Origin of the sequence: Roseobacter denitrificans OCh 114, from assembly GCF_000014045.1 — a bacterium.
GTDB lineage: Bacteria > Pseudomonadota > Alphaproteobacteria > Rhodobacterales > Rhodobacteraceae > Roseobacter > Roseobacter denitrificans.
In genome coordinates, this window is record NC_008209.1 from 1,866,197 (window position 1) to 1,879,100 (window position 12,904).

At 59.4% G+C, this 12,904-nt stretch carries 14 protein-coding genes; 6 read left to right on the forward strand and 8 right to left on the reverse strand.

Going from position 1 to position 12,904, the window contains the following annotated elements; all coding sequences use genetic code 11:
• Window positions 1–91: 91 nt before the first annotated feature.
• Window positions 92–1,012: a DMT family transporter gene (locus RD1_RS09030; RefSeq protein WP_011568178.1), complete on the reverse strand. Its 921-nt coding sequence runs from the start codon at window positions 1,010–1,012 to the stop codon at window positions 92–94.
• A gap of 74 nt (window positions 1,013–1,086) precedes the next feature.
• Window positions 1,087–2,109: a ketol-acid reductoisomerase gene (gene ilvC, locus RD1_RS09035; RefSeq protein WP_011568179.1), complete on the reverse strand. Its 1,023-nt coding sequence runs from the start codon at window positions 2,107–2,109 to the stop codon at window positions 1,087–1,089.
• Window positions 2,110–2,246: 137 nt separating this feature from the next.
• Here ilvC and RD1_RS09040 point away from each other — a divergent pair, with 137 nt between their 5' ends.
• The 3 genes from RD1_RS09040 to RD1_RS09050 all read left to right on the forward strand — a co-directional run bounded on the left by RD1_RS09040 (window position 2,247) and on the right by RD1_RS09050 (window position 4,380).
• Window positions 2,247–2,702, forward strand: a complete 456-nt coding sequence (locus tag RD1_RS09040) for an Lrp/AsnC family transcriptional regulator (RefSeq protein ID WP_011568180.1) — start codon at window positions 2,247–2,249, stop codon at window positions 2,700–2,702.
• Window positions 2,699–3,154, forward strand: coding sequence for an Lrp/AsnC family transcriptional regulator (locus tag RD1_RS09045; protein WP_011568181.1), 456 nt, complete (start codon window positions 2,699–2,701; stop codon window positions 3,152–3,154). Before RD1_RS09040 ends, RD1_RS09045 begins: the two co-directional genes overlap by 4 nt.
• Before the next feature lie 98 nt (window positions 3,155–3,252).
• Window positions 3,253–4,380 carry an aminotransferase class V-fold PLP-dependent enzyme gene (locus RD1_RS09050; RefSeq protein WP_011568182.1) on the forward strand — a complete coding sequence of 376 codons (1,128 nt, stop codon included), beginning with the start codon at window positions 3,253–3,255 and terminating at the stop codon, window positions 4,378–4,380.
• Here RD1_RS09050 and RD1_RS09055 read toward each other — a convergent pair.
• The 3 genes from RD1_RS09055 to RD1_RS09065 all read right to left on the reverse strand — a co-directional run bounded on the left by RD1_RS09055 (window position 4,373) and on the right by RD1_RS09065 (window position 6,607).
• Window positions 4,373–5,572 (reverse strand): UbiH/UbiF family hydroxylase, encoded by a 1,200-nt coding sequence (locus RD1_RS09055; protein WP_011568183.1) that lies wholly within the window; start codon window positions 5,570–5,572, stop codon window positions 4,373–4,375. The two genes, RD1_RS09050 and RD1_RS09055, sit on opposite strands and share 8 nt — an antisense overlap.
• Window positions 5,573–5,633: 61 nt before the next feature.
• Window positions 5,634–5,882 (reverse strand): hypothetical protein, encoded by a 249-nt coding sequence (locus tag RD1_RS09060; protein WP_011568184.1) that lies wholly within the window; start codon window positions 5,880–5,882, stop codon window positions 5,634–5,636.
• 80 nt (window positions 5,883–5,962) lie between these two features.
• Window positions 5,963–6,607, reverse strand: a complete 645-nt coding sequence (locus tag RD1_RS09065; protein WP_011568185.1) for a pyrimidine 5'-nucleotidase — start codon at window positions 6,605–6,607, stop codon at window positions 5,963–5,965.
• Between the two features lie 100 nt (window positions 6,608–6,707).
• Between RD1_RS09065 and RD1_RS09070 the strand changes: the two genes are divergently transcribed.
• The gene (locus RD1_RS09070; protein WP_044033397.1) at window positions 6,708–7,355 is read left to right on the forward strand and encodes a GntR family transcriptional regulator; all 648 of its coding nucleotides are present in this window, start codon (window positions 6,708–6,710) and stop codon (window positions 7,353–7,355) included.
• A gap of 98 nt (window positions 7,356–7,453) precedes the next feature.
• On the opposite strand, the gene RD1_RS09075 is transcribed toward RD1_RS09070, so the two are convergent.
• Both RD1_RS09075 and carA read right to left on the reverse strand, forming a co-directional pair.
• Window positions 7,454–9,361, reverse strand: a complete 1,908-nt coding sequence (locus RD1_RS09075) for a glycosyltransferase (RefSeq protein ID WP_011568187.1) — start codon at window positions 9,359–9,361, stop codon at window positions 7,454–7,456.
• A 105-nt stretch (window positions 9,362–9,466) separates the two neighbouring features.
• A complete protein-coding gene (gene carA / locus RD1_RS09080) occupies window positions 9,467–10,627 on the reverse strand; it encodes a glutamine-hydrolyzing carbamoyl-phosphate synthase small subunit (RefSeq protein ID WP_011568188.1) in 1,161 nt (386 codons plus the stop codon).
• A gap of 227 nt (window positions 10,628–10,854) precedes the next feature.
• Here carA and RD1_RS09085 point away from each other — a divergent pair, with 227 nt between their 5' ends.
• Window positions 10,855–11,313 carry a GatB/YqeY domain-containing protein gene (locus tag RD1_RS09085; protein ID WP_011568189.1) on the forward strand — a complete coding sequence of 153 codons (459 nt, stop codon included), beginning with the start codon at window positions 10,855–10,857 and terminating at the stop codon, window positions 11,311–11,313.
• A 268-nt stretch (window positions 11,314–11,581) separates the two neighbouring features.
• Entirely contained in the window at window positions 11,582–12,301 is a 720-nt protein-coding gene (locus tag RD1_RS09090) for a helix-turn-helix transcriptional regulator (RefSeq protein ID WP_011568190.1), read from the forward strand.
• A gap of 58 nt (window positions 12,302–12,359) precedes the next feature.
• Here RD1_RS09090 and RD1_RS09095 read toward each other — a convergent pair whose 3' ends face one another.
• Entirely contained in the window at window positions 12,360–12,842 is a 483-nt protein-coding gene (locus RD1_RS09095) for a DUF2244 domain-containing protein (RefSeq protein WP_011568191.1), read from the reverse strand.
• Window positions 12,843–12,904: the final 62 nt, after the last annotated feature.

A 12,904-nucleotide genomic window follows, 5' to 3' on the forward strand; every position in this document is an offset into this window, starting at 1 on the left:
GCGATAAACCTGAATCACGTAACGCTGCCTGAAATCAAAGATTTCAACGGGTTATGTGATACTTGATGTGTCATGTATTTCGCTAGACGCTTTAGCCGCGCCTGAACAGCCGACTGAGTGATCCATATTGGCTCAGGCCCACGCCGCTCAGGATCAGGATCATCGCCCAGAGCAGGGAGGGTGGCAGCGGCTCGCTCAGCAAGAGCGCGCCCATCACGACCGACCAAACCGGCACCTGATAATTGACCAGTGACATGAACACCGGGCCCGCCGTGCGCACCACAAGCACCCGCAGCAGACTGGCGGCGGCGGTCGGCACCAGCCCCAAAAAGGCCAGCACCCACAGCGTTTTGTTGTCCGGCAGCACCGGAGGGCCTTCGACAATAAACGCGGCGGGGACCACGACCCCCATCCCGATCAACAGCAACAGCGTAGAGAGCCCGATGGCATCCACCGCAGGTAAGCGGCGCAGCACGACCGAAGAAACGGCGTAACAACTTGCCGCGCCAACGCAGGCGATGCGGCCGAGGGGCTCAAGGCGCGCGCCGGTTGTGTCAAAGGCCTGCCCACCGATCAGTATGCACACGCCCACGAACCCGATGACAAACCCGATGCCCTTGCGAAGGGTGAGGGTTTCACCGGGCACCAGAAAATGCGCAAGCGGCAAGACGATCAGCGCCACGGCCGCCATCGATACACCGGCAAATCCGGCCGTGACATACTGCTGGCCCCAGGCCAGTAAGACGAAGGGAACGGCGGAACTGAACGCGCCGATGAAAAGGGTCGCGCCCCAGACACGCCGGTCGGGCGGGCTTTCAAACAGGCGAAACCCCATGGCGCCCCAGAAGGCGGTCATCAAAAGCGCGGCAAAACCGATGCGCGCCGCCGCGAGCCAGAACGGTGTGATGCCCTCAAGGGCGATTTCCGTCACCAGAAATGTCCCGCCCCACGTCACGCCGAGGATGGCGATCATGAGCCAACTGGAGGCGGTGATCTGGGGGTGTTGTGACACGGGTTCTTTCTACCGTAAAAGCGTCACCCCGACGTGCTGCGCCGGGGTGATCGTGGTTCAAAGCTGTTGAACGCTTAGTTCTTGGACTTATCAACCATCTTGCCAGCGGAGATCCAGGGCATCATGCCGCGCAGGGTTTCGCCGGTTGCTTCGATCTGGTGTTCGTCATTGATGCGACGTGTCGCTTTGAAGTGTGGCTGGCCTACGGCATTTTCCTGCATGAAGTCACGCACGAATTTGCCGTTCTGAATGTCCGTCAGGATCGCCTTCATGCGCGCTTTGGTCTCGTCATAGGGCAAGACGCGCGGGCCGGAGACATATTCGCCATACTCCGCCGTGTTCGAGATCGAGTAGTTCATGTTGGCGATGCCGCCTTCATAGATCAGATCAACGATCAGTTTCACCTCGTGCAGGCATTCGAAATAGGCCATTTCGGGCGCGTAGCCTGCCTCGACAAGGGTCTCAAAGCCCATGCGGATCAGTTCAACGAGGCCACCGCACAGAACGGCCTGTTCGCCAAAGAGGTCGGTTTCGCATTCCTCGCGGAAGTTGGTTTCGATGATGCCCGAGCGACCACCGCCAATGGCAGAGCAATAGGACAGCCCGATTTCCAGCGCGCGGCCGGAGGCGTCTTTGTCAACAGCAACAAGGCAGGGAACACCACCGCCTTTGGTATATTCACCGCGTACCGTGTGACCGGGGCCCTTTGGCGCCATCATGATCACGTCGATGCCTTCCTTGGGTTCAATCAGGCCAAAGTGGACGTTAAGCCCATGCGCGAAAGCGATTGCAGCCCCTTCGCGGATGTTGTCATGGACGTATTTCTTGTAGGTCTCGGCCTGAAGCTCATCGGGCATGGTGAACATGATCAGGTCGGCCCATGCGGCGGCTTCGGCAATGCCCATGACCTGCAGGCCTTCGCCTTCGGCCTTTGCGGCAGAGGCAGATCCCTCGCGCAGCGCAACGGCGAGGTTCTTGGCCCCTGAATCGCGCAGGTTCAACGCATGTGCGTGACCTTGGCTGCCATAGCCAAGAATGGCTACTTTCATGTCCTTGATCAGGTTTACATCGCAATCTCTGTCGTAATAGACGCGCATGTCGGGCGCTCCTTCTGTCTGGTTTATGCTGGGGTGCACAATACGCGCATATCCCCGTAATACCAGCGATTGAGGCTCTGGAAATTGTTGGTTTTTTGCAGTATTCATTTGTTGATCTGGTAGAAAGTGATAAAATCATGCTCGACGCGATTGATCGTAGTCTCTTGCGCCACTGGCAAGCGGACGCCACCCTGAATTCGGCCGAATTGGCTGAACGTGTCGGGATCTCTCCCGGAAAGGCTGCCCGACGACTGGCGCGGATGCAGGATGCAGGCGTTATCGAAGGGGTGGGCGCGGTCGTGGATTGGGCCGCGTTGGGCTATTCGGTCGAGGTATCGCTGCGTGTCACCTTGGACAAGACCGTCGCGCGCGCGTTTGATGAATTCATCGAAGCGGCGCGGGGTGTTCCCGAGGTTACGGAAATCCAGACTTTTCTGGGCCGTGTTGATGCGCGTCTGAACATCATCGCGCGGGATATGCCGCATTATCACGACATTTATCGCGACCGCATTCTGACCCTGCCGCATATCGCCGATATCGAAGCCCTGATGCAAATCGCCCGGATCAAATCCGAAGAGGCGCTGCCCATATGATCGAACTGGATGGTATTGACCGACGGCTTGTGCGCGCGCTTGCCGATGACGCGCTGCAAACTGCCGGCGCCTTGGGGCGGCGGTTTGGCCTGTCACAGCCTGCCACATGGCGACGCATTCGCAAACTTGAGGCGGCGGGTGTGTTGCGGGGCCGCCGCCTGCGCCTGAATGCGCAAAGCCTTGGTTTTGGGGTCACGGTCTTTCTGGGCGTAAAACTCGCCACCAAAGGGCGCGTCAGCCTTGAGGATTTTGAGCGGGCAGTCAGCGCGATCCCCGAAGTGCAGCAGGTCGAGCATGTTCTGGGGCTTTATGATTATCGTCTGCGCGTCGTGGCGCGTGATCTGCCGGACTTTGAACGTGTGTTGCGGCGCCGGATCATGACACTGCCCGGCGCTGGCGAGGTGGAGGCAAATGTCCTGCTGAGTGAAGAGCGCTTGCCCGGACCTCTTTAGGTGCTGTGCAGGAATGTGCAGGGGTGCGGCAAAGCAGGCTTTGCCCCTGATCACCGGACGCGTTAAAGGAGAAGTCAGGATTTTACAGGAGAATACAAATGGCTGCCTTGCTTGACACGATTGACCCCGACGGTCTCGAAGAGTTTTCGGTTGTGTTCACCGACCGGTCGCTGAACTCCATGAGCGCGGCATTTCAGAAGGTGATGAACGACATCTCCGGTATGCTCAAGGACGTCTACAGCGCGGATGCCGTGGTGATCATTCCCGGTGGCGGGACTTTCGGGATGGAAGCTGTCGCACGGCAATTCGCGCGCAATGCGGATGTTCTGGTGGTGCGCAACGGCTGGTTTTCCTATCGCTGGAGCCAGATTTTCGAAACCGGTGGATTGACGGCCAATACGACCGTTCTCAAGGCGCGCCAGACCGGCAATGCCAGCCCGCCCCCCTTTGCGCCGGCGCCCATCGAAGAGGTTGTCGCGGCCATTCGCGAGCAGAAACCGGATGTGGTTTTTGCACCGCACGTTGAGACAAGTGCGGGTGTCATTCTGCCGGATGATTATGTCACCGCGATGGCCAGCGCCGCGCATGAGGTCGGCGCGTTGATGGTGCTTGATTGCATCGCCTCGGGTTGTGCGTGGATTGACATGCGCATAACCGGTGTCGATGTCCTGATCTCAGCGCCGCAAAAAGGCTGGTCCGCGTCCCCGTCGGCGGGACTTGTGATGCTGTCGGAGCGTGCCGTGGCGCGCCTGGCCGAGACGCAGTCGGACAGTTTTGCGATTGATCTGGGCAAGTGGCACAGCATCATGCAGGCCTATGAAAATGGCGGGCATGCCTATCACGCCACCATGCCCACGGATGCCTTGCGCGCGTTCCGTGACACGATGCTGGAAACGCGCGAGTACGGTTTTGAGCGCCTCAAGGATGCACAATGGGACCTTGGCAACCGGGTGCGCGACATGCTTGCCGCAAAAGGGGTCGTTTCGGTCGCGGCGGATGGGTTTGGCGCACCGGGCGTCGTGGTCAGCTATACCGCTGATCCGGATATCCAGAATGGCAAGAAGTTCATGGCGCAGGGCATGCAGATTGCGGCGGGTGTGCCGCTTCAATGCGATGAACCGGCAGATTTCAGGACATTCCGTCTGGGGCTCTTTGGGCTCGACAAGCTTTATGATGTCGATGGGACCGTTGCTCGCCTCGCGCGGGTGTTGGACGACGTCATCTGACGCCAAGCCCCATCTGCATCAGGGTGCGCCGGACAGGGCCGAGCGCATACAGGGCATTCAATCCCATGGCACGCGCGTCTCTGAGGGCGGGCGTGTGCACTTGGCTGGCGCGGTTCAGCAGGTCGATACCGCGCACCCGCAGGGCAATATCATTGTCACGTGCCTTGTGATAGGCATCCAGCATCTTGCGATCACCCAGACCCTCCGGCCGTTCCTGCGCGAGCGCCAGCAACGTCGATGTATCTGCGAGGCTCATGTTCAGACCCTGCGCCCCGATGGGCGGCACAACATGGGCCGCTTCGGCAATCAACGCGAGGCGCTCACCGCACAGGAGGTCCGCTTTTTGCGTGATGATGGGCCAGATTGTGCGGTGAGAGGCGAGCGTCAGCGGTCCAAACAAATAGCAGCTGCGCTCTGACATCTCTTCTTCGAAGCGCGCCACATCGCTATGTAAACGCTGTTGACTGACGGGGCCGTCATCCATCCAGACCACCGCTGACGACGGCATCCCCTCATGATCCGGGAGCGGCACAAGGGTGAAGGGGCCGCCCGTGCGATGTATTTCGGTCGATACGTTTTCATGGGGGATCGGGTGCGTCACGGCGAATGCCAGCGCTTTTTGCCCATAGCGGGTTGTGCGCACCGGGATACCTGCGGCTTCGCGCATGCGCGAGGCGCGCCCATCCGCGGCCACCACCAGTTTTGCGCGCACGCGCGAGCCGTCTGTCAATCCGACACGGGCCTCGTTTTCCCGCGTGAACAGGGATTTCGTCCCTGTGCCGGGTCGGAAATCGACGTTCGGCAATTCGTCCAGCCGCCCCACCATTTCGCGGCGCAGCAGCCAATTGGGCAGGTTCCAGCCAAAGGGTAAATCCGACACATCCGAGGCGTTGAAGTCCTTCGTCATGCGCGCTTCTGGCTCTGGCCCGCCAGCATCCACGATGCGCATGACCTGCAAGGGGGAGGCATGGGGCGAAAGCCGATCCCAAAGGCCAGCAGCGGAAAGAACCTCGCGCGCAGGCTGCAACATGGCGGTGGAACGCATATCCGCCTTGAGGTCGGCGCGGTCCGTGACTGGCGGCGCGGGGTCAACGCATATCACGTCAAAACCGGCGGTCCCGAATGCGGCCGCAGCCGTAAGCCCGGCAATACCGCCGCCCGATATCAGAATATCACAGGTTTGATCTGTCATGGCACTCCCGCTCCATTTCGAGCAGAATAGCCAGAGCAAATCCGAATGACCATCATCAAGCTCAGGCCCAGGTGATAAAGAGCAAGGTCACGAAAATGATCGGCACCAGCGCCAGTGCCGGCAGATAAAGACCGGGCAGACCAAAGACCAGCGCGGACGACAGCCACAGGCTGACAAAGCCGATCAGCGCAAACCAGACGTTGTTCTTATCCCCGAATAAAAGGTCTTTTGCGATCCAGCCGATGATGGGCAGCGCAAAAAACAACCGCTGCCAAAGCGGCAATCGGGTAGGCGTGGCGGCAAGGCTCATTAAACTCTCCTGTTCAAACTACGTTGTAGATAGGATGTCCGCTGCACTGCGGAATGAGCCTGATTGTCGCATTCGGGCGGTTAAATTATCCTTGCCAGAAACCCGCTTAAATCATCGGTGTGGAAATGGATGTGATCGCTGTTGTCTGCTTGATCGGACACATGGACCGTGCGCATGCCCATCGCATGGGGCGCCTTGAGGTTGCGGGGGTCGTCCTCGAACATGGCGGCGGTTTTGGTGTGCAGGCCATCTTTGGCGAATATTTTTTCAAAGGCCGCATGGTCCGGTTTGGGCATGAAATCCGCATGTTCAACGCCGTAAACCGCATCGAAGATGCCCGCCAATCCGCGCGCTTCCAACACCCGTTCCGCATAAGGCGCACAGCCATTGGTATAGACGATGCGCCGACCGGGCAGGGCACGTATCTTTTCCGCCAATTCGGGATCCGGCGATAGGCGATCCATTGGAATATCATGAACATCCGTCAGATAAGGGCCCGGATCCACATCATGTTCGCGCATGAGGCCTGCAAGCGTTGTGCCGTGTTCCGCCCAATACTGCTTGCGCAGGCGATCGGCCTGCGCCCGCTCGACCCCAAGCACTTGCATGACATATGCGGTCATGCGCACTTCGATGAGGTCAAACAGACGGGCAGAGGGAGGATACAGGGTGTGGTCCAGATCAAAAACCCAGTGACGCACATCCGAGAAAGCAGCTTTAGCCATGCGTTCCTCCTAAAAGCTCTGCTGTGCCGAGGCAAGTCTTGCGCGTCGCCGCGTGGCGTCGTTAAAATATATGCAGAGCAACGAAAGGCCGCCGCTGACCATGCAAAAACCCCAGAATACAGATGCCTACACGATGATCCTCGAAGCGATCGACCTTGGCATTTACCGTCCCGGCAGCAGGCTGGTTGAAAGCGAGTTGGCCGAACGCTTCGGTGTGTCGCGCACGCCAATCCGCGAAGCCCTGCAGCGCCTTGAAACGCAATCCCTGCTGGCCCGCGACGGGCGCAGCCTGATTGTCGCCTCTCTGGATCACAACCAGATGGCGGAGTTATATGTCGTGCGCCGTGAGCTTGAAGGTCTGGCGGCGCGCCTCGCCGCGCAACATGCAACGCCCGAAGAAGTGCGCATCCTGCGCGAGATGGTTGAGGCGGACAATGCGCTGATTGATGATCCGGTGGCCTTGTCACGCGCGAACAGGCGGTTTCACAAACAGGTCCATCTTGCCTCACACAACCGATATCTGGTGCAGCAACTTGATCTGGTACATCGCACGATGGCTTTGATGGCGACGACCTCGCTGGCCGCGCAGGGGCGCGGGGCAATCGCGCAGGCCGAACATGATGGCATTGTGAGCGCTATTGAAAAGAAGGACGAGGAAGCGGCTTATGTGGCGCTCAGAGACCATATTTCCGTGGCCTTCATGACCCGGTTGAAACAGGATGCAAAACGCCGTGAGGAAGAGGTTTAGAGCCTCTGACGAAACACCTGAACCATCATGTATCACGCAACAAGTTGAACCTTTGGCTTCAGGCAGCGTTGCGTGTTTCAGGTTTTTCGCATGACGCTTTAGCCGCCGTCTAGCGGCCCCGATTTGCGGGGGGCCGGGTCGGTTTGCACGCTGACGCCATGTTGGGTCTTGTCCCAGAAGAACGGGGCGCGCACCAATTCCCACAGCGCTTTATACGCCGCGACCGTGCCAAGGGTGAAATAGAACATCATGCTGGGCACAAAGGGGATCAGGTGTCGGTGGCCCTTCCCCGATACAGCGACCACGCCCAAGAGCAGGCTGAGCGCTTCGGTGGCGATGAAGAACCCGGCAAGGCCCCACATGACCGGTGCGCCAAGCGTCATGGCAACCGGATGCGCAACCCCAAAGAACGTCAGCCAAAAACTCCACAACACCGGGGCGGCGGCGAATTGCGATACGGCAGCCAGAAAGATGGTTTGCACCCCCATGAACCGCCAGAACCCCAGATCGCGCAGGAGCGCGCCGGGGCGGCGCATATGGACGAAATAGGTAATCATGAAACCCTTGAGCCATCGTGATCGCTGCCGCACCCAGGCCCAGGGGCGGCTGGTGGCTTCCTCGCGGGTGACGGTGGGCAAGAGTTCGGTCTTGTAGCCATGCCGCGCGAGGCGCACGCCCAAATCCGCATCCTCGGTGACGTTATGGGCATCCCAACCGCCTAACTCCTCAAGGGCTGTGCGTTTGAAAAACAGGGTCGTGCCACCCAGCGGGACCACAAGGCCCATGCGGGCAATGCCCGGCATCACGATGCGCCACCAAATGGCATATTCGATCGTGAAACACCGCGCGAGCCATGAGCTGCGCGAATTGTAGTAATCCAGAACGCCCTGCAAACAGACGACGTTATCGGGGGCGGTGTTGAAGCGTGTGACGACCTTCTCGATCTGGTCGGCTTCGGGCCAGTCCTCCGCATCCCAGACACCGATGATGGATCCCTTGCAAAAGTCGAGCGCGTAGTTCAGCGCGCGTGGTTTCGTGGTCAATCCGCCTGCTTCGGGCACCTCAATGACGCTCATCCAGTCGGGTAATGTCGTGCGTGCGATGGTCTGGCGTGTAAGCGTGTCACCCTCTTCGAGAACAAGCACAACGTTCAAAAGGGATTTGGGGTAGGTCAATTGACTCAGGCGCGCGATCAACTGGCCTGCGATCTCTTTCTCCTTGAGCAGGGGGACCAGAACGGAAACGCGCGGCATGCGAAATGGTTTGCCGGATGCGCGCGCACCCTGTACCGCGCGCGCGCCGCTCAGGTGAATGAACAAGGCGGCCGCTTTCAGGGTGCTGGTCATCAGCAGCGTGATGACGGCCCACAAGGCCAGCGCAGTGACAGACCACGCGGGCGCAAAAACGAGCGCAGACACAAGGCTGCAGAAGGCCATGGCGGCCCAGAGCAGACGGCGATGCCCGCGGTCTGCCCAACTGCGGCAGCTTTCCTGCGCCGGGACACGCACCGCCGCCCCCTGTGCCAGCTCATTGCCATAAAGGCGGCTCTGATGGGCTTGAATCTGCGCGTCATCAACAATCACGGGAAAAAGCTGACGGCTCTGAGGGCCACAGGCATCCAGCAATTGCGTAAAGCCCGCCGGGCTGCTGGTGGCTACATAGAGCGCGCGCGCATCTTCACGCCAGGGCACCACGCCAAAGCGCAGACAGAGCGAAGCAGGCAAGCGGTTCGCCATCTCCATTTCAGGAGGGTCCAGTTCCAGATCGGCACCCTCTGCCCGTGCCTGTGCGGCCAGCGCGCTCAACACATCCTTTTTGTTGATCAACCCTTCGGAGATCATGATGTCGCCCAAGGGCGCATCGATGCGACGTTGCAAGTTCAACGCATGGGTCAGATCATTTGATGCGATCTTGCCCTGATCTAGCAGCACCCGGCCAATGGGCGGGTGTGTTACCGGGGGCGCGTTGGACTTGTTGTCAGACAAACGCAGGTGAACGTCATTCATCGTCGATTGCCTTGCATCGTTGGTGGACGATGCAATCTTGCAGATCGCGGTTAATGAACTGTTAAACCTGCATTATTCAACTTAAGAGAGTGCCTTTGATGCGACCTATGCGGCTCGCTCCGCCATCGCTTTGGCGAAACGTTCGAACAGGTAATAGCTGTCCTGCGGACCCGGGCTTGCCTCGGGGTGGTGTTGCACGGACCAAACGGGCCGCCCATCCACGCGAATCCCACAATTGGACCCGTCAAACAGCGATGTATGCGTCTCGATGACCCTATCAGGCAGGGTTTGCGCATCCACCGCAAAACCGTGATTCATCGAGGTGATTTCCACCTTCCCGGTATCGTGATCCTTGACCGGATGGTTGGCCCCGTGATGTCCGTGGTTCATCTTGATGGTTTGCGCACCAAGTGCGAGGGCAAGCATCTGATGGCCAAGGCAAATTCCAAAGACCGGAAGGTCCGTGTTGTCCAGAACACCGCGAATCATGGGCACGGCATATGCGCCGGTCGCCGCCGGATCCCCCGGCCCGTTGGACAGAAAAACACCATCCGGGTTATGCGCGAGCACATCCTCATAAGTTGCGGTTGCCGGCAGCACGGTCACATCGCAGCCAGCACTTGCAAGGCAGCGCAGGATGTTGCGCTTGGCGCCGTAATCAACCGCGACAACCTTGTGCTTGGGGTCGGTCTGCGGGCTGTAGCCTTCGGGCCAGGCCCACCGCATTTCATTCCAGTGGTAGGATTGCGCGCAGGTCACTTCCTTTGCAAGGTCGAGACCTTCCAGCCCGCTGAAGCCGCGCGCTGCTGCCACCAGCGCTTCAACATCGAAATTGCCGTCCGGATCATGTGTCAGAGCCACATGCGGTGCGCCGGATTGACGGATCGCGCGCGTCAGACGCCGCGTGTCGACACCGCCTATGGCAATGCGTCCTCGGGCCGTCAACCAGTCATCAATATGCTGAATGGCCCGCCAGTTCGACGGCTCCGTCGGCATCCATTTCACAACCATCCCCGCCGCGAAAGGATCAGCCGTTTCATCATCCTGCGGGTTCACGCCCACGTTGCCGATGTGCGGAAAGGTGAATGTGACGATCTGCCCGGCATAGGACGGGTCTGTCATGATTTCCTGATAGCCGGTCATGGCCGTGTTGAAGCAGAGCTCAGCCACGGTCTGGCCCGTTGCGCCAAATCCCATCCCGTAAAACAGAGTGCCATCCGCAAGCGCCAGACAGGCGGTAGGACGGTCGGTTGCAGGGACAGTCATGGGATGTCCTTTCCGGAAAGGGGAGCCAGCAAAATCTGGCGATACCTAGACGGGCAGGCAGATCGGGTCAAGCGGATTGGCACCTGCTGGCCGCACGTTTGATGCGAACGACATGACGCAGCGACGGGTGTTGCGGCGCCGCCGGGCTTTGGGTAATGTCTGCGACTTACCGCGCCTTTCCTGCAACCGGATTACTGGCGCAGGACAGTCAAAAAGGAATGTGAGCGATGGACTTGCGCACGAAGGTTTCGACCGCGTTGAAACAGGCGATGAAAGACAAGGCAGCGGATCGTCTGTCGACGCTGCGCCTTATCAACGCGGCAATCAAGGACAAGGATATTGCCGCGCGCGCTGTCGGCAATGACGAGGGCGTGGGCGATGCAGAAGTTCTCGCGATCCTTGGGAAAATGTCAAAACAGCGTCTCGAAAGCGCGCGCGCCTACGAAGAGGGCGGGCGCCTTGACCTCGCAGAGCGGGAACGTCAGGAAGTCACGGTTATCGAGGAATTCTTGCCGCAACAGCTGTCCGACGAAGAGGCTGCCGCGGCTGTGGATGCGGCGATTGCCGAGATAGGAGCCGAAAGTATCCGTGACATGGGCAAGGTCATGGGCGCGCTCAAGGCCAAGTACACTGGCCAGATGGATTTCGGGAAGATTGGCCCGACTGTCAAAGAGCGTTTGAGCTGATCAGCTTTTTATCCGAGATGGTCGAACCCCCACGATCTGCTTTGCGCGGCGCAGCAGCTTTTTACAGGGTAACGGCTTGATCTGTGCGTGTACAGGTTTCGGGCTGGACTCTGGATCCCACCGCCCCAGACGCAGCCGCAACAGTGTGTATTCGTCGTAGGAATACATAAACACCCCCTCGCTTTTTCACCTTGGTCGCACAAGCCTGCTGACAGCACGCTGTCAGCAGCGGATGATAAGGTGTCAGCAACGAAGAGAAGGGTGCACCATGGCCAGATCTGATCGCCTGTTCGAAATTATCCAGCTGTTGCGGGCAGCGCCGCGCCCCATGACGGCGGACGTGCTGGCCGACTGTCTGGAAGTGTCCAAGCGGACGGTTTACCGTGACATAGCGACCTTGCAAGCGCGCCAGACGCCCATCGATGGCGCCCCCGGTATCGGGTACATGATGCGCGCAGGCTATGATTTGCCGCCACTGAATTTTGATGCGGAGGAAATAGATGCGCTGCGGGTGGGGCTGGCGATGCTCGTGCGTACCGGGGACAGTGGGCTTGAGGCTGCGGCCGGGAGCATTCGCCAGAAGGTTGATGCGCTTCATGGTCCTGCGGACTGGCTGCAGGTCTCCCCATGGGGTGCACCGCGCGATGATCCGGCGAAAGGCTGCGTGTCGATCGCGTCGCTGCGATCGGCCATTCGTGATGCGACGAAGCTAAAGATCACCTATCGCAGCGCAGATGGCACGGAATCGCTCCGGGTCATTCGCCCGCTGGCGCTGATCTATCATCTGGAATGCGTGATGGTGGCGGGGTGGTGTGAACTGCGAACAGGGTTCCGGCATTTCCGGACGGACCGGATTTATGCATGCGTTGTTCTTGAGGATCGCTTTGCGGAACAATCCGTTTTGCTGCGCCAGCTTTGGGGCGAGGAAAACCAGTGGGGCACGCCTGACGTGTCTGACGAAGTATCGCACCCAACCCGCGCGCCTTAACACGTTGAAGTAATTCAGTTTCGACAGGACCCGTGGATCATACCTTCCACATGTTTCTTTAGCGGCGCCATGCGCGTTGCAGCTCATCATAGAGTGCGACGCGTTCCTCTTCGCTGAGAAAAGCGCCGATTTCCACCTCGCGCCCCATGCCTTTGAGGGTCACGTAATGCGGGATCGGTCCGTCCTTTTCGTATTTGGTGATGGTGGTCCAATAGCGGTTGCAGTCCCATTCCCGCGTGGCACCTGTGGGCTCTGTGCGGATCAGGCGCGCCTCTTCGTCGTTGAGGGTCAGAACCTCGACGATGTTACGGGCTTTGCGGTTGCGTTGCAGGGCATGATAGATGCCCCAGACAGCCAGTAAAACAAAGGGGAGCAGGCCCCATAACACCGGGGAGCCGAGCATCGTCACCACGGGAATCAGGATCATCGCGAAAGTGGCCAGCACAAAGGCGGCCATGCCTTGTGGGGGCAGAGAGTTATGAGGCCACAGACGCAGGGTCTGGGGGGTCTCACCGGGCTGTGAAATCCATTGATAGGGCATGGTCGGTCGTTGATCTGGTTGCGGCTACATGGACGTTTACCGCAGGGTCAGGGCGGGGTGCA